The sequence below is a fragment of the Bacillus sp. K2I17 genome (genome assembly GCF_002209985.1).
GTDB classification, from domain to species: Bacteria; Bacillota; Bacilli; order Bacillales; family Bacillaceae_G; genus Bacillus_A; species Bacillus_A wiedmannii.
In genome coordinates this window covers 1-21546 of sequence record NZ_NJGF01000027.1, presented here as the reverse complement: position 1 = coordinate 21546, position 21546 = coordinate 1, and the positions used below count along the sequence as shown (strand labels likewise).

Genomic DNA, 21546 nt, shown 5'->3' with positions numbered 1-21546 from the left:
CTATTCATTGCTCATATATATTATTTTTAGCAACTTCCTTCATTCTAAAAAAATCTTTAATTACAATAACACCATTTTTCTTTTCAATTAATTTTTCTTTATAAAATTTTTGTAACACCCGTATGACGTGCCTATAACTTACTCCTATAAAATCCGCAATACTTGATATCGAAGTTGCATCCAAATCTTTTTTATACATATTCCCGTTACTATCAGTAGAAATAGAAAGTAAATAACTAGCTACACGTACTTCTACTGGATAAAGTAAATTAAGTGCTGTAAAACGAGTCGATATTTTTAATGTGTTTGCAATGTTTTCAAGCAAGAAGTTCATAAATATAGGATCATGTAATAACTTATTTCTAATTACAGCATGAGAAATAGAGATGACTATAACATCTGAACAAGCTTCAACGACATTATGCGCTTTGCTATTTTGTATTAATTCAATATCGCCAACAACCGCCAATGGATTGATAAAACGAAGGATCAGTTTCTTTCCCTCTGGTGTAATCGTATAAACTTTTACTTTACCTTTAACAACAAAATATAAACGATCCATTGCGTCATCTATATTGCAAATAAGCTCGCCTTTTTCAAAATGATTTACTTGAAAATAAGCTGTATCTATCTCTGAAAAAATTTCAACCATTTTATTAGTTTTCAAATAATGGATAATTAAATCTGATCTATTCTCCATTTTCATTTCCTCCTTTCATTTACATATTAAATACAACAATACCTATAATCATTACTATTGTTCCCACAATATGATATCTCTCCATCTGTATCTTTTTTATTTGAAATAATCCCTTCATTTCAATTAGAGTTGCTGTTAATAATTGAGCAACCATAAGTGTTCCAGCTGTTAATGTAACTCCCATTGCATGTATCGCTACTGTTTCTGCACAAATAATTAATCCGCCAAGTGCACCAGCTACTAAATATATTTTTTTCACATCCTTTAAATCCGCTATTTTCTCTTCTTTCTTTAACAAAAATATTGTTGTTGCAATAATGAATCCAATTAAATGCGTAATAATACTTGTCGACCATATACCGATATGTGAACTAAGTTTTGCATTAAATGTACCTTGAAGTGTAATAAATACGCCAGCTAAAATAGCAAATACAACGCCTTTCAAAAAATCATCTCCTAATCTTCTATTTCTGACTTAATTAAAAGCTATAATCCTATAAAGGCAAAAGGACAAATGTCACATCAGTATGAAAATAGCTACAAATGAACAATAAAAAACACAACTCAAAATATTTGAGATGTGTTTTTTATTGTTTTATCGTTATATAATATTTTAATATTTATAGCTACGCTATATTAACAGGTTTATTCTTCATAACAAACTTTCCAAATAAGAAACGCACAAGTGGCCCCATAATAATTAATTGTAATGGATACGCCAAAATGAAATTTTTAATGAAAATTGAAAAATACATCGATACAAATGAGTCTCCTTGTAGTCCACCATGTAAATACATCATAGCCATTCCGTAAAAAGACATAAAGAAAACCATTCCAATTACCATAGCTGTCGCCATCGCAACTATAATATTTATTTTCTTCGATTTATCAAACGGTAACATGAATACAAGTTTTTTCGTACAAGGTCCAACGATACATATTTCAATTAATAATGCAATAATGAATCCAATTATTAGTTCTAATGCGATCTCCTTAATATGAATTGGCCCTCCTGCTCCATTCAGTAATAAATTATAAAACGTCATTACAATAACCATCCCAAGGCACATCATCATACCAAATTGGAGGTTTTCCTTTCTTGTTGTTGGCAATTTCTATCATCCTTTCTGTTTAAGTCTTTGTCATTATATCGATTATGGAAACCTCTTCGTAAGTGAACATTTTGTGAACAAATTTAAAGCGTTATCATATATTCACTATACTTTCTGATCAAATTCTCACTCTTACTTATAAAGGTTTTATATATTTCAATGTTGAATTACTAAATTTAACATTGAAATACATTACTACTAGGAGGATAACCATGAATGACATAGAATTTTACGTATACCACATCGTTACAAGGGAAAAAATGAATATTGGACAAATCATTCATTTCGATAAAAATCAAACGAATACCCTCTTTCATTTCTTTTTTGAAAGGGAACATTTGAATTCTAACGGTGAAGATCCCATGCAAATTTTAAAAGAACATTATACAAATGAAGAATTACATATAAATAATGAAAATGCTAAAGTAGTTATGAATTATATGAATCAAACAATTAGAGCCGTTAGAGAAACGATTGTAGAAATGGTAAGACTACAAGAATTCCCTGAATACCCTTCAAGATTATCTTGTTTATATGCTGCAAAGAGCTATGAAGATACTTTAAAATGGAAAGCATTATTTGATTCTTACAATCGAGAAGTTTTGCAGATTGTTAAACTACGAGTAATTGGAAATTGTTTTGAAGGTGACGGAAATCTTTTACCGAAAGAAGATGGTATTCCTTTCTCTCAAAAAATTGAACAAGCAAGAGAGTATTGGAAAGGAAACGTTAGTAATGAACTTCCTGAGTTACTGATCAATGGAAAAATTGAAGTGGTGGAAATTATTGATGATTTTTCCGCAATTCATATTTAATTCCTAACTAAATCATATAGGATGGAGATTATAATGATGAAAAAAGTGTACTTCAATCATGATGGTGGTGTAGATGATTTAATTTCATTATTTTTATTACTCCAGATGGATAATGTCAAACTTACAGGTGTTTCAGTTATCCCTGCAGATTGCTATTTAGAACCAGCAATGTCTGCAAGTCGCAAAATTATTGATCGCTTCGGCAAAGGAAATATTGAAGTAGCCGCATCAAATTCCCGTGCAAAAAATCCATTTCCAAAAGAGTGGCGGATGCATGCATTTTATGTAGATGCTTTACCCATTTTAAATGAGTCTGGAAAAGTTGTAACACCCGTAGCAGAAAAACCTGCACATCATCATTTAATTGAAACCCTACTACAAACTGAAGAGAAAACAACTTTATTATTTACAGGGCCTCTTACCGATTTAGCGCGTGCACTATATGAAGCACCTGTAATCGAGGGGAAAATTGAGCGCCTTGTTTGGATGGGAGGAACATTTCGTACTGCCGGCAATGTACATGAACCAGAACATGATGGAACGGCTGAGTGGAATTCGTTTTGGGATCCTGAAGCAGTAGCTCGTGTGTGGGAATCAAAAATTAAAATCGACTTAGTAACGCTAGAAAGTACAAACCAAGTTCCATTAACTATAGACATACGTGAAAGTTGGGCAAAAGAGCGTAAATATATTGGTGTTGATTTTCTTGGTCAATGCTATGCAATGGTTCCTCCCCTCGTTCATTTCTCAACTAACTCTACTTACTATTTGTGGGATGTATTGACTGCTGCCTTTATCGGGAAATCTGACCTTGCAAAATTACAAACAATTAATAGTATTATTCATACATATGGACCTAGCCAGGGGCGTACAGTGGAAACTGTTGACGGACGACCTGTAAATGTAGTATATGATGTAAACCACAATGGATTTTTTAACTATATAACTGAATTAGCGAAGAAAGCTTCCACTTGAACCACTATCTATATGAAAAATAAATAGAATGGCATTATTTTAGACGATAAACCCCATATTTAGAATTTGTTTGAAACTACATATTTAACTATTGAAAAGAGTATTGAATTAACTTTCAATACTCTTTTTATGCAGTTTAATTATATTTGATTAGTGTAGTGTCTTACTGATTATTCATTTCATAACCATTTACAAAAAACGTAATTGTTTCTAATTCATCTTCATTTAATTCTCTATTTACGTCTCGTTTATACGCTGTCTTTATGTTTTCTTCATCGCCTTTATGAATTTCTGTATAAGTTCCTACTGTTTTTAACAAATGCATTTCTTGTAAAAACTCATCCTGACTTATAGCTGTCCCATGAGAAAGAATATAAGTTTCAGCATCAAATGACTCCAACTCTTCTATTAATTTAAACGTTCGTTTCATCGAATAGTTCCACTTTGAAGAGAAGATATCTGCATATATACAGTCTCCTAAAAATAAAATCTTTTCTTCTTTCACGTAAATAACAACTGAATCATGTGCATGATCTCCGCCGACATGTTTTAACACGCATGTCACTTCACCAAGGTCTAATTCAATTTGATCCTGGAACGTTAAGGTCGGAGGAATAATTTTAATATTTCTCGCTTTTTCTTCAAACTCTTTTTTAATGCAATCTGCACAAAATGCAATTTCAGTCCCATCTTTTACGCGTGCGTCCAACGCTTCATCTGTCCATTCATAAGATACTAGTGGCTGCATTTCTTTCTTCGTTTCTGCATGCGCAATAGTTAATGCATCTTGTAGTACAGGCAACCCAAAAATATGATCCCAGTGCCAATGAGTTAATGCTACGAAATCAGGACTTGATACATTCTGTTCTTTTAGCATTTCTAAAAATAATTGTGCATGTTCTTCTGAATTTCCTGCATCAATCATTAAAGTTTTTTCTTGTCCAACGACCATTCCTAATATAGGTCTATCTGTTTCAGAAACAGGTGTCATATACCAAAATGAGTTTCCTATTTTTTTTATTTGCTGCATAATTAGTTCCTCCATTTACTACTATTCTCTTCAATTATTATCTGTAAAACCTTCATCCAGCACATAGTATGAAATAATATATATCGCTTTCTTTAGAACATAGTAACTTCATCTATCCATTTAAATAAGCATCCCAATCATAGTCTTCAATCTTATAGAATCTACCTTCATCATTTCTTTCATATGCACATAAAGGTGGTTCCTCAAGAAAGTTTAAAATAGAATCATCTATATTCAAAATGACTCCAATTGAAATAATTTGAAAGTTTTTAGGATTATTGACATAGTCATCACTTTCATAGCCACTTAATATTGACCAACCAGAGTCACCTTCTTCTCTTGAACCCTCTTTAAGCATAAAGTTAAATTCTCTTTTTTCAAGTACATCATCACTAACAATTACCTTCGTATCAAAATAAAAATCCCAATCTTTTGAAGCTGGATCATTATATTCCGTATCACATATATTTTCAATTCCAAATGAAATTTTATCACCTATTTTTAAATCTAAACGATATGGCTCATTGATCAGTTCCCCTACAAACTTTTTCTCATTCCTTTCAGTGATTTCCACCCACATTCGTTCACCATGAAACCCATCTTCGTCTTCGATTTTAGTTACAAAAATTAACTTTACCAAATCTCCAACCTTTAATTTCTCCAAAACTTCTGAGCTAGGAAGATAGAATGTATAGGGCGCTTCTTTATTTATTTCATAAACATTATCTAAGTACCAAGTCATCTTTTTCTCTCCTTAAAAGCTTTTCACACTCATATTTTAAAAATAACACTATTTTTTCTTCCGACAAACTACTACCATAGAATAGCAGTCTTCCCCTAACTCATTTCCTTCCCAATCATTATATATATGTAATAATTCAAAACCATTCACTACTAATAATCTTTCTAACTCCTGTGGATACGTATAGCGAAGATCAATCGTTGTTTTCAGTTCTTCTACTTGCATATCACCCTCATAAAATCTTCTTGTTGTTATGTAATGCTGTATTTGCTGAATTGAATCGTATGTCATTTCAGTATATAGATCGCATTTTCTTTCCTTTTCATCACTAATAGTTGTCCAATATTCTTCTGTAGATGGTTGTATTAATTCTTCTTTTGAAGGAAAACGTGTATCGAATATAAATATACCATTATCAGCTAACACATGATGAATAGATGTTAATAACTTATTTTGATCTGTATTCGTAAGAAAGTGTTGAAATCCATGACCAACCATAAATGCTAACAGAATTGTTTCTTCAATCTTTAATTGTAAACAGTCTTGTTGTAACCATTTTACTTTTTTACAATCCATAGATTTTCTCTTTGCTTCAGCAAGCATACCTTCATGTATATCTACACCAATCATTTGATATCCGTTTTCTATAAATGGAATTGTAACCCTTCCTGTTCCGCAGGCAATATCTAGAATCCATTCATTTTGTATATTTAGTTTTTGTGCCCATGATAGTAAGAACGGAAAATCTGACAGACTTTTATTTTCTATATCATATCGTTTTGGATTTTCGTATTCAGATAGACTCCATTTTGTTTGCAAACGTATTCCCCATTTCATATTTCCACTTAAGTTTAATATATAAATTATAACGAATTATTAGTTTTTTCTCTATAATCAAACATAATTACTTGGACTAATCTAACTTTCCTTTTCGTAAGCTAAAAATAAGTGGAAGAATCGGAGTGTGATACGATGGGACGATTATGGATTCCAATGATTGTTACGTTTTTTTCATTTGGTGGATTACTATTAGGCGGTGCTGTCGGCATTGCTACGCGCCAACTAATTGAAGAAAAAATGCATCGTTTATATGCATTATGTGGCGGAATTTTGCTTGGCCTTTTATCCCTTGAAATTATTCCTGAAACATTTGCAAGCTATGAAATAATTGGGCCTATACTTGGTATAGCTATCGGTATTTTAGTTATGAGCTTATTAGATAAATATTGTCACCATCCAATGATACATAAAAAAGATCAACAAGCGTGGCAAACTTTCCTTTTTCTTTCTTTTGCTATATTTATTCATAATTTGCCAAGTGGATTTGCTTTAGGTACAGCTTTTATTAATCATGCTGAATCTGCAGTTCCTTTTTTAATAGCAATCGTTGTTCACCATATTCCTGAAGGATTAGCTTTAATTATCCCCTTTCTCTTTACAAAGCATAAATATATTTCATTTTTACTAACAACTTTATTACTTTCACTTATTCTCGGTACCGGTACTGTTTTTGGTATTTTGATGGAAGGAAAAGCTCTTCATCTACAAGGGCTCATTATGGGAAGTGCTATCGGTTCCCTTGGCTATGTTACAATTCATGAAATGCTTTGGAAAGCAAAGAGACAGCTCTCTTTCCTGACATTTTTAACATGGGCAACTAGTGGATTTTTACTAATAACAGTATTTACACTATTCGCTGGTCATCATTAAAGATAATAATATAATCATTTGTATATTTTTCCTTTTTCTCCAAAACATAATAGTATCTACCTAATTATAAGGAGGAAAAATTATGTTTGGGAAAACAGCGGGTGAAGCTCTAGTTGACCTTTTAATTGACTGGGGAGTAGAACATATATACGGAATGCCTGGAGATTCCATCAATTCTATAATTGAAGCTTTACGAAAAAAACAAGATAAAATCAAATTTATTCAAGTGCGCCATGAAGAAGCTGGTGCACTTGCAGCAGCTGCCTATGCGAAATTAACAGGGAAACTCGGCGTTTGTATGGCAATCGCAGGGCCCGGTGCTATTCATTTATTAAATGGTTTATATGATGCTAAACTCGATAAAGCCCCTGTTCTAGCAATTTCAGGTCAAGTAGAAACAGATTTACTCGGGACGGATTTTTTCCAAGAAATAAACTTAGAAAGATTATTCGATGATGTTGCGGTATATAACCAGCGCATTATGTCAGCAGAACAGTTGCCTGCTGTCGTGAATCAAGCGATTCGAATGGCTTATACGAAAAAAGGTGTATCTGTTCTTACGATTCCAGATGATGTTCCGAAATTCGAAGTGAAAAGTGGTGCTCGTGTTACAAATACTTCTTTTACATTACCTGAATTATTTCCGCAAGAAAAAGATTTACATGCTGCCAAACTCGCAATAAATGAAGCGAAAAAGCCTGTTATTCTAGCGGGAAAAGGTGCGAAACACGCGAGAGAATCTTTACTTACTTTCGCAGAACATATTGGTGCTCCAATCGTACTTACATTGCCAGCTAAAGGAATTATTCCTGATGAACATCCACTTTGTATCGGTGGATTAGGATTAATTGGAACGAAACCTTCTTATGAAGCAATGAAACATGCGGATACTTTAATTATGATTGGTACATCCTATCCGTTCACAGGTTTCTTGCCCGAAAAAGCAAAAACAATTCATATCGATACTGATCCTGCCCAAATCGGAAAACGTTACGTAACAGATATTGGCTTAGCTGGTGATGCTGATAAAACATTAAAATGGTTAATTGAAAATGTAGAAAAACACGAGGACCATTCCTTCTTAGAGAATCACCAAGACATGATGAAAAAGTGGGAAGAAAAATTACACAATCAAGAAGAAGATTCTTCTACTCCAATTAAACCACAACGCGTTATGCATGCACTGCAACAAGTAGCTCATGATGATGCAATATTATCAGTCGATGTCGGAAATGTAACAGTATGGACAGCAAGGCACTTTCGTATGACAAATCAGCAATTTATTATTTCTAGCTGGCTCGCAACACTTGGCTGCGGTTTACCTGGTGCACTTGCTGGAAAAATTGCTTTCCCGGATAAACAAGTATTTGCGGTTTGTGGTGACGGTGGTTTTGGAATGACAATGAACGATTTCGTAACAGCTGTTAAATATAAACTACCAATCGTTGTCGTCGTTTTAAACAATAATAAAATCGCCATGATTAAATTCGAACAAGAAGTTATGGGGAATATCGAATTTGGTACAGACTTAACAAACCCTGATTTTGCAAAATACGCAGAGGCGTGCGGAGGTATTGGATACCGTGTTGAGAATTTAGATGAACTACTTCCTGCTTTCGAAAGTGCGGTAAAACAAAATAGTCCGTGTATTATTGATGTAGTTGTAGATGTAAATGAAGCACCAATGCCAGCAAAAATCACCTTTGGTCAAGCCGCTGGTTATACGAAGCATATGATAAAAGAATTATTTGAAGAAGGTAAGATTGATTTACCACCACTTTAAACAAAAAAAGATAGCTGAAAACGATTTGTTTTATTTAGAACCAAGAAATAGGTATTTAGCATATGTATATCAATAATAGTTATATAATGTTGCACATTGTATAGACGAAAAAGAAGAGGATAGATAAAGCAGAAAGTATATGCATTATCTATCCTTTTTGTACTACATATGACCTCATTTACTAAAACAACATTTTTAGACCTTATTGAACTAACGCATGCGTTAGTTCAATAAGCATTTTTTCACAATCTTTACAGAAATGCTACCCTTTAGTTCAATGAGGAAAAACTGCCTTAATTGCAGCCCTTGCCTCTCCTTTTGTGCGTGGTGGGTGGTACTTCCATTTTACCAATGGATGGTTTCTTCTTGTTTTTCTTGACATAAAAAGGGGCCGTCCCAAAAGCCAATTTCCGATGGCTTTTGGGACGGCTCCTCTAACCCTTTAACTGAAAGAAAACCTGTTCAAAATTGCCTCAGTACTAAGTATGACAGTGTTAAGCTCATTCCCTCGGCTATCTTTTCCCCTTCTGAAATAGAGACTGCGTAAAAAATTTTTGCTGTTCACGCGAGCAATCACCTGACTGCGACTTCTCGGCAAATTGCAGCATTGCGCTAAGCCGCTAATCCAATCAGCGATTTCTTGATGTGGAAGTAACTCTTTGTCAATCATCGTATCCACGATGTTTACCAACCGCTCATCATCCTCATCGCTAAAAATGTGTCTACCATTATGAAGCATGCCAGAAATAGCGACAAGAACCTCACGCAGCAGTGCGACGCTGCTCTCCTCGCACTGCACCAGCTCGACAAAAACATCCGCACCATGAGACGCGCTGTGAGCCCAGCCTCCTACTGAAATGTAACCTCGCAGATCCTTCTCCTCTTTATAATAACGGAGCATCGCATGTATTAATTGCTCAATTTCCGCTTGATTAAAAAATGGATTCTGTCTGTGACGTTGCACAATCAAAGCGATAGGTAAAGCAGAGAACGTCCTTGTAAAAACTGACTGATCATCCTCGCTACCAATACTATAGAACAAATGGTTCTCATCAGTCAGAACAGTTAAGAGGCTTCGTAACTCCTCTTCACTGAATCTATTCTCTTCTCTAATCCACATATAAAACATCGAATAAATCAGGTTATCCCGTAATTCTGGCTGAGGATCGCCAATATATTGAAGTAACAAAGGTAAGAAATCTTGATGCTGCTCACCTTCGCGTAACTGATACTCATCCTTCTCAATTCTTTGCAAATCCAGCATCAATTTAGTCCTTGTATCGCTCATTTCCCCATCTCCTTCAACATTAACATAATCTCCTCTATAACAACTTCTGGCTCATCATGATGAATATAATGTCCACTTCGACTAGCAATCCGGTACTTGCTTGACGTTGATAGCCATTGGAATTCTGCTTGGAGTCTTTGCTCAATTTCCAATATTTCTTGAGATGGCCATCCCTCTTCAACATTGTCAGGTAAACCTCTTGTAATAATTACAAGAGGGAGGTTACTTTGCTTTGAATGATCAACGATTTGCTTATAACTTTGTATTTTATCAATCTTCTCACTATTCAACATAGGATTCTCGTAATATTCCCTATTTCTTGCAAGCAGATTTTCGGGTAGAACCTTTTCATAGGCAAGTTCTTTATATTCCGGTGCAGCGTCAACCAAAATCATACCGCAGATGTTCAGTGGATAAAGGCTGGCATATAATCTAGCGACCAAACCACCAAAAGAATGTCCTACCAATATATAGGGCTTCTCCACTTCAAGCGCTAGCAACAATTCGTTTAGCTCCTCGACTAGATTATAGCAAGTCGTCGGGACGGATGCGACTTGACTCCTGCCAATACCCGACCTGTTATAGGAAAAGGTTGATGTTTCTTGCGATATTCGGTCTTGGACTTTTTTCCATGTCTCATAACTATCGCCTAACCCTGCTATGAAGATTACGCTTGGAATACTGTTACGTGAATATTTATTTAATAGTCTGTGGTTATCACATATATCAATTATCTTTTTATTTTGTATAGTCACTTTTAATCACCCAGTTCAATTATAGGATTTACACTATCGATATTTCCATAATAATTCGATTATTATTTCTTTTAAAACTTTACTGTTTTTTAACTTCAGCTATCTTTTTTATTTTTGTACCTCTCTATAGAAAGAAAAATCATTCACATTAGTTTGTATTCGTTTCTCTTCCTTTACTTCTTTATCCTTGCTCTTAAGTATTTTTATATTTCCTAGTTTAATCGCATCTTGCATACTATTACTAACTAGATTTCCCGCTAAAATCGTCATACTATAAAAAGCAATTGGTATAAGTACAATCCATGTATGTGTAGTTAAATGGCGGAAGTTTTGACCAATTAGGCCAGTCCATTCTTTTGTTACACTATCTGGATCCATTCCACTGAAGGTTATTGTTCCACCAAAAAATAATTGCAACAAACCAAGGTGTAAAAGAAGCAATAAAGTACTCACAAATTGTTGGGCTACTAATAAAAGAAATGGTGGTAACATATGCGGCCATATATGGCGCTTCAACCTCTGCCATTTACTCCCGCCGAGAACAGTAGCTGCCAACATAAATTCCTCTTTCTTAATACGTTTTACTTCTTGCGCTACATATAGCATAACTGTTGGTACAGCAAGAAATACAAGCACTATAATTTGAAATGCCACCCGCAAATACAACGGCACAACTTCCGCTCCACTGTCAAACGTTAAAACTTCATTTAACATAAAATAAGAAATCATGACCATTGGTACAATACTAAAAGGATCAAAAAATGATGAAATAACTGGAAAAGAACGTTTACCATACATACCAAGAAGTAAACCAACTCCCCCTCCAACTATAACTCGTAAAATCGCTATAATTATACTCGCTCCAACTGTCCATTTCGCGCCTTCTATTATTAATTGAACAATGTCGCGGCCTTTCACATCACTTCCAAACCAAAATTTACTTGATGGCGAAAATGGAGCTGCCTCTAGTTCTCCTTTTTCGTTATACATCATCGTAAGTTCGCGAATATTCCCATCAAAAAACACCGTATATCCAATACTAACAATCATTAGTACACTTAAAAAAGTAATACCTATCCAAAATCTCACATCTCTTTTTACAACTTGCCACATATTACACACGCTCCTTTATCACATTTTGCAAGAGTGTATGTAATATACGAAATAGTATAAAAAGCGGTACGTATAATATTACTAGACTCACTGTAAATATTTCTAATTTAGAATTTTCTTTTACAAAAACAAACATACCATATGTATTAAATATCCATTCAATAATATATAAATTGGAAAGCATAAATAATATATTTGTTTTCGCATAATAAATTGTCGTCAATAAAACATTTCTTGAAATATGATGTGTCAAAATATGCTGTAAGCTTAATCCTTTACTCTTGGCAAACAAACTATAATCTTTCTCTAACTCTTCTTTAAATCGTAATAACAACAGTTTAATAAATAATAATGTTGTTGGTATTGTAAGACATATAATCGGTAACAAACGTATCCTTTCTTCCCCTAATCCAGCTAGTTTGACCGGCATAAATCCTGTTTTTTGAAAAAGAATTACGACAAGAAGTTGTGATAATAAAATAAGTAATATATCTGGTATACTCTCAAGCGTAAGAAAAATCCCGTTCCACATTTTCTGTTTCATATGAGAACGTTGCAATACCCAAACGACAAGTACATACGCTATAAGCAAAGATAGTAAAAACGCTGATAGAAATACAATCATCGTTTCAATATAATGAATCCATATTTGTGGAAATAATTTTCTTGAGTCCCGAAATCCATATGTAATTTCACCTGGTTGAAGTAACTTTCCTCCAAGAAATACAATCGTGTTCCAAAAACCGATTAAATCCATTTGCAATCCCTTAAATAAACGTGGCAGCGCACCTAAGCAGATTATACATAAAATAGCAGCTACTAGTTGTAAACAAGTAATCCCACACCATTTAACAATTCGCATCAACATAACGATTTCTCCTTACTATCCGATAGAATATTCAGAAATCAAAACCAGATATATTACATCTCTTCAGCTATACCTTGCACTCGTTTCTTTCCACTAGGTAAAATGGCTCGATATAAACACGTAACAAAAAATAATAAACCAAATAAAATAATAAACAACGTATCTGCACGAATCCATTTCGGGAACAACATCGCTATCGCACCGAGAGATAACAGCTGGAATCCTGTCGTTAATGGACTAAGTAAACTTTGAACGCGTCCCATGAATGACTCTTCTACAATTTCATACATCCAGCCCATTATTGCAACATTAATAAATGGTAAAAAGAAAGTCGCAAAAGCGATACATACATAAAAAGACCATACGTGATTTACAAAGTAACACATACCGAAAAAGACTCCTGAGCCCGCCATACCAAATACAATAATAGGCTTAGGTGCATATTTCTTACCTATACTTGTTGCTACTATACTTCCAATTAATAATGAAATCCCTCCAACTACACCGCCCACCATCGCTAAACTTTCATACGTTGCTGGTGCTAATTTATATTTTAATATGTAAGTAGTGGATACGCTTAAAATACCATTTAATAGTCCAAATACGATAAATCCTAAAAGTAATTTTTTTAAAGTGTCATTTTGATATATATACTTGATCCCTTCTTGAAACTCTGTTATTAACATCTTCAAATTAACTTCTTTCCACTTTGTTCTACCATTTGGCAAACGAACTTTTTCTGGAATGGAGATCGTTTGAATCAAAATACCACTCATAATAAATGTGAGCGTATTTACTAAAATGCTCCCGTAAATTCCAAAAGTCCAGTACACCATCGTTGCAATTCCTACCCCAAACAAAGCATACAAACTATTTACCATTTGATTCATACCTGCTGCTGCACCGTATTGGTCTGATTCAACTACTCCTTGTATCATCGACTGTTCTGATGGAGAGAAAAATTGTATACATGCATTTTCCAAAAATAAAAATATAAAGACGAGTATAATCATTCCGTAATAAAGCGAAATTAGAATTCCGATATTACAGAGCGAACAACATATGTTGCTTACCGTACAAATACGTTGTCTATCAAAACGATCCACTACTGTCCCTACTAATAGAAAAAAGATTAATGCGGGTAATGCCATCATAATTTGTGTCATCGTTGCGTAAACTGGTTGTTTTCCGTACTGGTCTAACAAATAAAACATTAAAGAAATTCCAGCAATCATAGAACCGAGTCGCTCTAAAATATTTGCTAGAAAAAAACGGGCATACACTTTGTTGCGAAATAACTGTAGCATTTCTTTCATACTTCTAACCCTTTCTCTCGACAAAATTTTATTTTTTCAGTCATTTCTTGGAAGTTATATTATATTTTTCGACCATTATCCAATCTTTTCCTTCTGTATAGAGAACAATATAAAAAAGACTCTTGTTTTTTATCAAGAGTCTTTTTATTTAACTTCGCTTCAGTTAATACTATGCATCTAAATATCTTTATACGTCTCGCTAACTATTATAATTTTCTAAAGTTCGGATACACTTTATTTATTTTACGAATGTATCGCACATCCAATTATAAAATTTTTCTTCCTCCTCAAATTGTGGATAATGAGCTGACTTCTCAAAAGTAATAAATTCTTTTTGACCTGCTTCAATCGTATCAAAATATGTTTTTGCTGCATGATATGAAGTGTTATAGTCATATTTCCCCATAAGGAAATAAAGCGGTAGCTTCATTTTAGTCACCTTAGTAGGCAATGGATTCTTTAAATCCTTTTCTAATAAGACAGTTTGAGAATGTGATAATCCAACGTTATAACGAATTACGTCTAACAAGTTATATTCATTACTGAGTAACATTCCGATGTTATCACCATCTGGATTTTCAATGAGTCTTGATGTTCCACCATATTTCGCAACATAATTTCTCGGAGTGTATGTATCGCCATTTTTAATTTTTTCAGTCAACCCATTTAAATAGGACACCTCATCTGTATTCCCAGCTTTTTGTGCCTGTTCAACCACATATTTTAAACTATCGATTTCACTTTCTACTGTATCACTCATTTGCCCGATGCCAACATATGCTTCAAATTTTTCCGGGGCTTTATTGGCAGCTTGCATTCCGATATATGTACCGTAAGAATGACCAACCAATATTATTTTTTCTCGACCAAGACGGTTTGAAATATAATCTGTCATAGCTAATAAGTCTTCTACAAGAAGATCTGATATAAGGTTCGAATAGTCTTCAAAGAAATGATACGACTTCCCGCTCGCTCTTTGATCGTAATTAACAACTGTGAATTTCTCTTCCAATAAGTTTTGGTATTTTTGAGCATATGGTATTTCTGAAGTTCCTGGTCCACCATGTACAAAAATAATAACTGGATTGTTCCTATCTTTGCCGCGTATCATAATTTCATGACCACTGCCATTTATCTCTACTTGCTCTAATATGTTTATACTGTTCTTCCCCTTTATTTGCGAAGTCCATGTAGGAAATATTAGTGCTACGATTAATAATAGTGTAGTGATGGCACCAATAAGTTTTATTAATTTTTTTATCTTCTTCATAAGTAGTCTCCTTTCTTTTAAATTTATAAAAACATCAATTTAATTCTGTAAAACTCCCTCAAAATAATATGAATATATAACAATTTCTCTCTCTAATTTCATCTTGCTCGTTTGCACATTTTTAATATCCCATACACTTCTTAACTTTCCCCTATATAAACTCTTAATATTTTCTTAATTTTCAATATAAATTTTATAGAAAGACTCGGTCACAATGTATTAAAAATAAAGAAAAAAGCCCTTGTTTTCAAAACAAAGACTTTTTTCCTTTAACTATTTCGCTACCTCTTCTTTCGGCATTACCATACCTTTGTAAAGTTGAACAGTTATCCAGTAATAGATGAAATAAATGACTAAGAAAATCCCTATCGGCACCCACACTTTTACAAACGGGTCAACTAATATGAAGCTAAATAAGTTTAGCCCTACTAACACGTGGGAAATCCCAATGATTGCCGGGAAGATAAATAAATATGAAATTTCTTTATATATACTTTTCGTTAACATACTACGTCTCACACCAATTTTTCGTAACATTTCATAACGTCGTACGTCACGAGAAGCACCTGTTAATATTTTGAACATAAGAGAACTTGCCATCATTGCTAAAAAGGCAATTCCGAGGAAAAATCCCATAAACATTGTTCCACTCATGAAACTGTTCATAAACTGATAAATTGTCATTTTCGTAAATAAGTCTACTTTTGCACCTGTTGTTTTTTCAATTTGTTCTTTTTGTCTCTTGTCTATTTCAATTAACAACGGTTTATATTTTTTCATATCATCTACTTTTGCTAATGTTACACTATGTTCCGTTCCTTGAACTGCTTTGTAGTGTTCTTCATCTGCAATCCTTACAGGTTTTCCGTTAAATTGATTATGTGTAATTTGTATTTCTCTTACAACCGCATCTTCCCAATCCCTTGGCATACGAGGAAGTTTATTGGCTGCTTCAGGAGCTTCCAAAGCAGAATAAACAGGTTCAGTTAAAGGTTCAGCCACACGTTTACGAGCAGGTTCTTTTAAAGTTTTTGTATCAAAGTGGTCTGAAACAAGTGGTGGTTTCTCAGTTAAGTCGTTACGTAAATAATAAACCGCTTCTCCATCTACTTTATACTTATACTTGCTTTCTTCCACAATTTCCATTTCTTTTAAGGCTGCTTTATCTTGATTATTTGGATCATGAATTACGACATCATATACACGAGAGAAGTCTGTCATAATACCTACATTTTTTTGGAACGCCATCCCTGCCGTCATCGCACCTGCACCTAATGCAATTAACATCGCTACGGTACCTAATACTCTCGATAAACTATTTACTCGAAAGCGTAGCTGTGCATATGTAAAACTATTTAAGCCCGTTTCATTTCGTTTTTTATTCCCTTTAATTTTCATCACAAAAAATGGAAGCAATGAACTAAAGATAAAATATGTTCCGAGTGTTGTAACGATTGTCGCTATTATAAAACCAAGTTCAGCAAACATTTTTATATTTACCATAAAATAATATCCTGTACTTACTAGTAATACACCAAGTACAGTCATTATAATAATGCGAGTTTTACTTTTCTTCACTTCATCTAGTGTTTCATCTTCACGTATTAATTCTAATTCTGTTTTACGTAATAAACGGATGCTATTCATTAAACCAGTAATAAAAAATAGTATTAAGAAGAAAATAGCTGTAACTAAGATTGCTGGTGTATATACAGATGAATAACTACCTTTTGTTGAAATTTCCATACCATTCATTAAAAAGTTTCCTGCTACACTTGCAAGTAACATCCCTACTAAGATCCCGATAATAATACTGACAATACCCATACCGAATGTTTCAATAAATAATAACTGTGCTACTTTTTTCTTTTTCGCACCGAGCATCATGTACATACCGAGTTCTTTTCTTCTTAATGTGAGTAAGAAAGAATTGGCATATATAATATAAAATACAGTAATGAAAGATAATAGTATGGCACCTACCCAAAATACGAGTCTAATACTACCAATAAGACTATTATCCTTCGTAAATTCACTATTCATCGCCATCGTTTGGAACATGTAGAAAATACTAATACTAATAACGAGACCAATAAGTAAAACCATATAATCTTTTAACATCTTTTTCATACTATGACGTGATAATTTGAATAACATAGTCTCGCCCCCTACTTAGACTCAGCAGCTGAGCCCATATGAGCGAGCACGCCTAAAATGTCTTGATAGAAATTTTCTCGCGTTCCTTGACGCTTTAACTCTTTATAAAGAAGACCGTCTTGAATAAATAAAATACGTTCACAATAACTCGCGCTAAATGCATCGTGTGTAACCATCAAAATACTTACATTGTGATTTTCATGTAAATCTTGCATCGCTTCTAATAAGCTTTTTGCATTTTTACTATCAAGCGCACCTGTCGGTTCATCTGCTAATACGATTGCTGGATTATGTACTAAAGCTCGTGCTGCCGCCGTTCTTTGCTTTTGTCCACCAGAAACAGCAGTTGGATATTTCGTTAAAATTTCAGTAATCCCTAATTTCTTTGCAACCTCATTTACCTTCCCCGTAATCTCACTTGAAGGTACGCCTTGCAGAGAAAGTGGTAAAGCGATATTTTCATAAATTGATAAGTTTTCTAGTAAGTTAAAATCTTGAAAAATGAATCCTAATTTTTGAGATCGAAAATCAGATAATGCATTCCCCTTCATAGAAGTAATATTTGTACCAGCTATTGTCACACTGCCACCCGTTGCTTGATCCAATGTACTAATCACATTAAGTAAAGTCGTTTTTCCAGATCCAGAAGGACCCATAATCCCGACGAATTCCCCTTCTTTAATACTTAATGACACACCCCTTAACGCTTTTGACTGATTCTCATTTCTTTTCCCATACGTTTTTTCTACACGTTCTACAGTAACTACATTTGTTGACATCTCTTTCACTCCATCCCTTTTGTATAAAATTAATTTCTCACATATTTCTTATCTTTTTCTCATGTAAATCCTTAATAATTTTTAAACTTTTCAATCAGAAAGGATTACACGAGTTACGTAAACCTTTTTCCTATTCCATATTCTCACTTTTCTAAAACTCGTTCCTTCGATTTCGCTTACATTTACCTTACATTTTTGTAAGGTAAAAAATATTACAGACCATTTCATAAGGTGGATTCATTTGTAATGAGCAAGTTTTTTATTTTTATCAAAATTAATAGGATACATAAATAACAATAATAATAAGTTAAAAAACAATATAATTTTATTTTAAAACGATAAATTATATGATAAAATCATGTTGTCATTAAATAAACGAGGTGCTTTTTATGAAACAAGTTACAACACTCTTTTTAAAACTAGCTATTGTTTTTATAGGTATAGTAGTACTTGCATTGTGCATATTTTTAGTTCCTAAAATCGGGAATTTCGCTGGAGAATTGTATCCAGCTATTGCTTATATGAAATCTCTCGTTTTAATCGATATGTACGTAGCGACGATACCTTTTTACTTCGCTCTGTATCAAGTTTTTAAACTTTTAAGTTATATTGATAAGAACAAAGCGTTCTCGGTATTATCAGTAAAGGCTTTAAAAAATATAAAATACTGTGCCCTCACTATCGGTACCATATACATACTAGGTATGCCACTTTACTATCTTATGGCAAAAAAAATTGATCCTCCAAGTTTTATACCAATTGGATTGATCATTATTTTCTCCTCTATCGTGATTGCTGTTTTTGCTGCAGTTCTCCAAAAGCTCTTACAAGAAGCCATTAATATAAAATCAGAAAATGATTTAACGGTATGAAGTGAAGTATATGGCAATAAATGATGAAGGGATAGCGATTAAGCTATCCCTTCATCATTTATTAGGGTTCTTTAATGAGTTTAAATTCAGTAATACATGTTAATGGTGTATTTTATTATCAATCTCTATTTCTTATTTTTTATTTCCTCTTTTATACTCTCCACAAACCCATTTAGTTCAATAACTTCTGACTGGTCTTCACCGTATTTACGTACATTTACAGATCCGTTCTCCATTTCCTTATCCCCAATAACAAGAACATAAGGAACTTTTTGCATTTGTGCTTCTCTTATTTTATATCCTAACTTTTCATCTCGTACATCTCTTTCAACACGAATGCCAGCTTGTGCTAATTTATCCGCAATCTCATCTGCGTATTGTACATGGACTGCATTCGAAACTGGAATGACCTTCACTTGAACCGGTGCCACCCATGCCGGGAACGCGCCTCCAAAGTGCTCAATTAATATCGCTAAGAAACGGTCTAAAGATCCTAAAACTGCTCTGTGAATGACAACTGGTCTTCTCTTTTCATTCTTCTCATCTATATAATTTAAATCAAACTTCTCTGGCATTTGGAAATCTAGTTGGATTGTCCCGCACTGATGACTTCTATTTAAAGCGTCTTTAATATGGAAGTCGATTTTCGGTCCATAAAATGCACCGTCACCTTCATTTAGTCTATATTTATAATTCAATGAATGTAATACATTTTCTAATGCCTCTTCTGCTTGCTCCCACAACTTATCATCACCCATTGAATCTTCTGGACGAGTAGAAAGCTCTACTTCATATTCGAATCCAAAAGTTTTATAAACGTAATCAATTTGCGCCATTACAGATTTAATTTCATCTTCAATTTGTTCTGGAGTTACAAATAAATGAGCGTCATCTTGGCAGAAAGTACGTACTCTTAATAATCCATTTAATGCCCCGCTAAATTCGTGTCGGTGTACTTGACCGAACTCACACATACGAATTGGCAATTCGCGATAAGAGTGTAATTTATTTTTGAACATTAACATATGTCCTGGGCAGTTCATTGGTTTTAATGCGAAACTTTTATTGTCTACTTCAGAGAAATACATGTTGTCTTTGTAATGTCCCCAGTGTCCTGATTTCTCCCATAATTCTTGGTTCATCATAAACGGAGTACGTACTTCTTGATACTTATACTCTTTTTGAATTTCTCTTAAAAATGCTTCTAATTCATTACGAATAATTTGTCCTTTCGGTAAATAAAATGGCATTCCCGGAGCCTCTTCAGAAAACATAAATAACTCCAGCTCACTACCTAATTTACGATGATTTCTTTTTGCTGCTTCTTCAACGAAATGTAAATAATCTTCTAATTCTTTTTGAGAAGAGAACGCAACACCATATATACGCTGAAGCACTTGATTGTTACTATCACCTCGCCAATATGCACCAGAAACGTGAGTTAATTGGAAGGCTTTCAAATAGCCTGTTGACGGTAAATGAGGTCCTCTACATAAGTCTACAAATTCACCTTGTTTATATAGTGTTACACTTTCCCCACTAGGAATTGCTTCTAACAATTCTAATTTCAGGTGATCATTCATTTCTTGAAACAGTTTTTTTGCCTCTTCTCGTGAAACCTCAACTCGCTCTATTTTTATATTTTCATTTATAATTTTTTTCATTTCTTTTTCGATTTCCGGTAAATCTTCTACGTTTACACTACTCGGAAGATCCATATCATAATAAAATCCATTTTCAATAACAGGTCCTACACCAAGGTTTACATTACCATGCATTCTCTTTACAGCTTGCGCTAAAATATGTGCCGCAGAGTGTCTTGCAATTTCTACCCCTTCATTTGAATCTATAGTAACGATTTCTACTTCCGCATTTTCTTCAATATTTCGGCGTAAATCATATAACTGATCATTTACTTTCCCTGCGACTGCTTTCTTTTTTAAACTACTGCTAATGGATCCCGCAATTTCTTCTAAAGTAATTCCTTTTACAAATTCTTTAACGCTTCCATCCGGAAATTTCATTTCAATCATCTGTTCTTTCATTTTTCATCTCTCCATTTCATAATAAAAAGCACACTCATCCCTAAAATAGGGACGAGCGTGCTTTTACCCGTGGTTCCACCCAGATTCCCATTGTAAATATACAATGGCTTCTTTTACGGTAACGTCGTTTACACGGCACTAGATACTTAATTTCCCCAGTGCAGCTCTAAGGTGGTAAGTTATTTTTCTGCGTTAGGAAGTTCTCAGCTTTCCTTC

20 protein-coding genes are annotated in these 21546 nt (G+C 33.8%); 5 read left to right on the top strand and 15 right to left on the bottom strand.

Annotated features, from left to right (window positions below):
- Nucleotides 1-4 precede the first annotated feature (4 nt).
- The 3 genes from CER22_RS23385 to CER22_RS23375 form a co-directional block, all read right to left on the bottom strand.
- A complete protein-coding gene (locus CER22_RS23385; RefSeq protein ID WP_142293543.1) occupies nt 5-700 on the bottom strand; it encodes a Crp/Fnr family transcriptional regulator in 696 nt (231 codons plus the stop codon).
- Between the two features lie 19 nt (nt 701-719).
- Complete coding sequence (locus CER22_RS23380; protein ID WP_060488717.1) at nt 720-1145, bottom strand: DMT family transporter; 426 nt, start codon at nt 1143-1145, stop codon at nt 720-722.
- Between the two features lie 181 nt (nt 1146-1326).
- Nucleotides 1327-1812, bottom strand: a complete 486-nt coding sequence (locus CER22_RS23375) for a DUF2798 domain-containing protein (RefSeq protein ID WP_088063326.1) — start codon at nt 1810-1812, stop codon at nt 1327-1329.
- A 212-nt stretch (nt 1813-2024) separates the two neighbouring features.
- Between CER22_RS23375 and CER22_RS23370 the strand changes: the two genes are divergently transcribed.
- The gene (locus tag CER22_RS23370) at nt 2025-2627 is read left to right on the top strand and encodes a DUF2441 domain-containing protein (RefSeq protein ID WP_088609707.1); all 603 of its coding nucleotides are present in this window, start codon (nt 2025-2027) and stop codon (nt 2625-2627) included.
- Nucleotides 2628-2660: 33 nt separating this feature from the next.
- Nucleotides 2661-3602 carry a nucleoside hydrolase gene (locus CER22_RS23365; RefSeq protein WP_142293542.1) on the top strand — a complete coding sequence of 314 codons (942 nt, stop codon included), beginning with the start codon at nt 2661-2663 and terminating at the stop codon, nt 3600-3602.
- Nucleotides 3603-3765: 163 nt separating this feature from the next.
- On the opposite strand, the gene CER22_RS23360 is transcribed toward CER22_RS23365, so the two are convergent.
- The 3 genes from CER22_RS23360 to CER22_RS23350 all read right to left on the bottom strand — a co-directional run bounded on the left by CER22_RS23360 (nt 3766) and on the right by CER22_RS23350 (nt 6211).
- The gene (locus CER22_RS23360) at nt 3766-4632 is read right to left on the bottom strand and encodes an MBL fold metallo-hydrolase (RefSeq protein ID WP_088609705.1); all 867 of its coding nucleotides are present in this window, start codon (nt 4630-4632) and stop codon (nt 3766-3768) included.
- Between the two features lie 112 nt (nt 4633-4744).
- The gene (locus tag CER22_RS23355) at nt 4745-5374 is read right to left on the bottom strand and encodes an immunity protein Imm33 domain-containing protein (RefSeq protein ID WP_088609704.1); all 630 of its coding nucleotides are present in this window, start codon (nt 5372-5374) and stop codon (nt 4745-4747) included.
- A gap of 48 nt (nt 5375-5422) precedes the next feature.
- Complete coding sequence (locus tag CER22_RS23350; protein ID WP_088609703.1) at nt 5423-6211, bottom strand: class I SAM-dependent DNA methyltransferase; 789 nt, start codon at nt 6209-6211, stop codon at nt 5423-5425.
- 135 nt (nt 6212-6346) lie between these two features.
- On the opposite strand from CER22_RS23350, the gene CER22_RS23345 reads away from it, so the two are divergent.
- Both CER22_RS23345 and CER22_RS23340 read left to right on the top strand, forming a co-directional pair.
- Nucleotides 6347-7084, top strand: coding sequence for a ZIP family metal transporter (locus tag CER22_RS23345; RefSeq protein WP_088609702.1), 738 nt, complete (start codon nt 6347-6349; stop codon nt 7082-7084).
- Between the two features lie 82 nt (nt 7085-7166).
- Nucleotides 7167-8867 (top strand): pyruvate oxidase, encoded by a 1701-nt coding sequence (locus CER22_RS23340; RefSeq protein ID WP_088609701.1) that lies wholly within the window; start codon nt 7167-7169, stop codon nt 8865-8867.
- A gap of 442 nt (nt 8868-9309) precedes the next feature.
- Here the strand turns inward: CER22_RS23340 and CER22_RS23335 are convergent, their stop codons facing one another.
- The 8 genes from CER22_RS23335 to CER22_RS23300 all read right to left on the bottom strand — a co-directional run bounded on the left by CER22_RS23335 (nt 9310) and on the right by CER22_RS23300 (nt 18413).
- Entirely contained in the window at nt 9310-10155 is an 846-nt protein-coding gene (locus tag CER22_RS23335) for a DUF2785 domain-containing protein (protein WP_088122076.1), read from the bottom strand.
- Nucleotides 10152-10910: an alpha/beta fold hydrolase gene (locus tag CER22_RS23330; protein ID WP_046955760.1), complete on the bottom strand. Its 759-nt coding sequence runs from the start codon at nt 10908-10910 to the stop codon at nt 10152-10154. Before CER22_RS23330 ends, CER22_RS23335 begins: the two co-directional genes overlap by 4 nt.
- A gap of 108 nt (nt 10911-11018) precedes the next feature.
- Nucleotides 11019-12023, bottom strand: coding sequence for an ABC transporter permease subunit (locus tag CER22_RS23325; RefSeq protein WP_088063314.1), 1005 nt, complete (start codon nt 12021-12023; stop codon nt 11019-11021).
- A gap of 1 nt (nt 12024) precedes the next feature.
- Nucleotides 12025-12891, bottom strand: a complete 867-nt coding sequence (locus CER22_RS23320) for an ABC transporter permease subunit (protein ID WP_060488707.1) — start codon at nt 12889-12891, stop codon at nt 12025-12027.
- Nucleotides 12892-12944: 53 nt separating this feature from the next.
- Nucleotides 12945-14231, bottom strand: coding sequence for an MFS transporter (locus tag CER22_RS23315; RefSeq protein WP_088063313.1), 1287 nt, complete (start codon nt 14229-14231; stop codon nt 12945-12947).
- A gap of 214 nt (nt 14232-14445) precedes the next feature.
- Nucleotides 14446-15477, bottom strand: coding sequence for an alpha/beta hydrolase (locus tag CER22_RS23310; RefSeq protein ID WP_088063312.1), 1032 nt, complete (start codon nt 15475-15477; stop codon nt 14446-14448).
- A gap of 273 nt (nt 15478-15750) precedes the next feature.
- Nucleotides 15751-17634: an FtsX-like permease family protein gene (locus CER22_RS23305; protein WP_088063311.1), complete on the bottom strand. Its 1884-nt coding sequence runs from the start codon at nt 17632-17634 to the stop codon at nt 15751-15753.
- A gap of 11 nt (nt 17635-17645) precedes the next feature.
- A complete protein-coding gene (locus tag CER22_RS23300; RefSeq protein ID WP_000106412.1) occupies nt 17646-18413 on the bottom strand; it encodes an ABC transporter ATP-binding protein in 768 nt (255 codons plus the stop codon).
- A gap of 389 nt (nt 18414-18802) precedes the next feature.
- Here CER22_RS23300 and CER22_RS23295 point away from each other — a divergent pair, with 389 nt between their 5' ends.
- Complete coding sequence (locus CER22_RS23295; protein ID WP_046959368.1) at nt 18803-19285, top strand: DUF2975 domain-containing protein; 483 nt, start codon at nt 18803-18805, stop codon at nt 19283-19285.
- 125 nt (nt 19286-19410) lie between these two features.
- Here the strand turns inward: CER22_RS23295 and thrS are convergent, their stop codons facing one another.
- On the bottom strand, nt 19411-21330 hold the full coding sequence (thrS, locus tag CER22_RS23290) for a threonine--tRNA ligase (RefSeq protein ID WP_048546697.1): 1920 nt from the start codon (nt 21328-21330) through the stop codon (nt 19411-19413).
- Nucleotides 21331-21546: the final 216 nt, after the last annotated feature.

Excerpts from the sequence above, each read along its gene's own strand:
- CER22_RS23385 (WP_142293543.1), bottom strand. The coding sequence starts at position 700 with ATGGAGAATAGATCAGATTTAATTATCCATTATTTGAAAACTAATAAA.
- CER22_RS23370 (WP_088609707.1), top strand. The coding sequence starts at position 2,025 with ATGAATGACATAGAATTTTACGTATACCACATCGTTACAAGGGAAAAA.
- CER22_RS23365 (WP_142293542.1), top strand. The coding sequence starts at position 2,661 with ATGATGAAAAAAGTGTACTTCAATCATGATGGTGGTGTAGATGATTTA.
- CER22_RS23360 (WP_088609705.1), bottom strand. The coding sequence starts at position 4,632 with ATGCAGCAAATAAAAAAAATAGGAAACTCATTTTGGTATATGACACCT.
- CER22_RS23355 (WP_088609704.1), bottom strand. The coding sequence starts at position 5,374 with ATGACTTGGTACTTAGATAATGTTTATGAAATAAATAAAGAAGCGCCC.
- CER22_RS23350 (WP_088609703.1), bottom strand. The coding sequence starts at position 6,211 with ATGAAATGGGGAATACGTTTGCAAACAAAATGGAGTCTATCTGAATAC.
- CER22_RS23345 (WP_088609702.1), top strand. The coding sequence starts at position 6,347 with ATGGGACGATTATGGATTCCAATGATTGTTACGTTTTTTTCATTTGGT.
- CER22_RS23340 (WP_088609701.1), top strand. The coding sequence starts at position 7,167 with ATGTTTGGGAAAACAGCGGGTGAAGCTCTAGTTGACCTTTTAATTGAC.
- CER22_RS23335 (WP_088122076.1), bottom strand. The coding sequence starts at position 10,155 with ATGAGCGATACAAGGACTAAATTGATGCTGGATTTGCAAAGAATTGAG.
- CER22_RS23325 (WP_088063314.1), bottom strand. The coding sequence starts at position 12,023 with ATGTGGCAAGTTGTAAAAAGAGATGTGAGATTTTGGATAGGTATTACT.
- CER22_RS23320 (WP_060488707.1), bottom strand. The coding sequence starts at position 12,891 with ATGTTGATGCGAATTGTTAAATGGTGTGGGATTACTTGTTTACAACTA.
- CER22_RS23310 (WP_088063312.1), bottom strand. The coding sequence starts at position 15,477 with ATGAAGAAGATAAAAAAATTAATAAAACTTATTGGTGCCATCACTACA.
- CER22_RS23305 (WP_088063311.1), bottom strand. The coding sequence starts at position 17,634 with ATGTTATTCAAATTATCACGTCATAGTATGAAAAAGATGTTAAAAGAT.
- CER22_RS23300 (WP_000106412.1), bottom strand. The coding sequence starts at position 18,413 with ATGTCAACAAATGTAGTTACTGTAGAACGTGTAGAAAAAACGTATGGG.
- CER22_RS23295 (WP_046959368.1), top strand. The coding sequence starts at position 18,803 with ATGAAACAAGTTACAACACTCTTTTTAAAACTAGCTATTGTTTTTATA.
- thrS (WP_048546697.1), bottom strand. The coding sequence starts at position 21,330 with ATGAAAGAACAGATGATTGAAATGAAATTTCCGGATGGAAGCGTTAAA.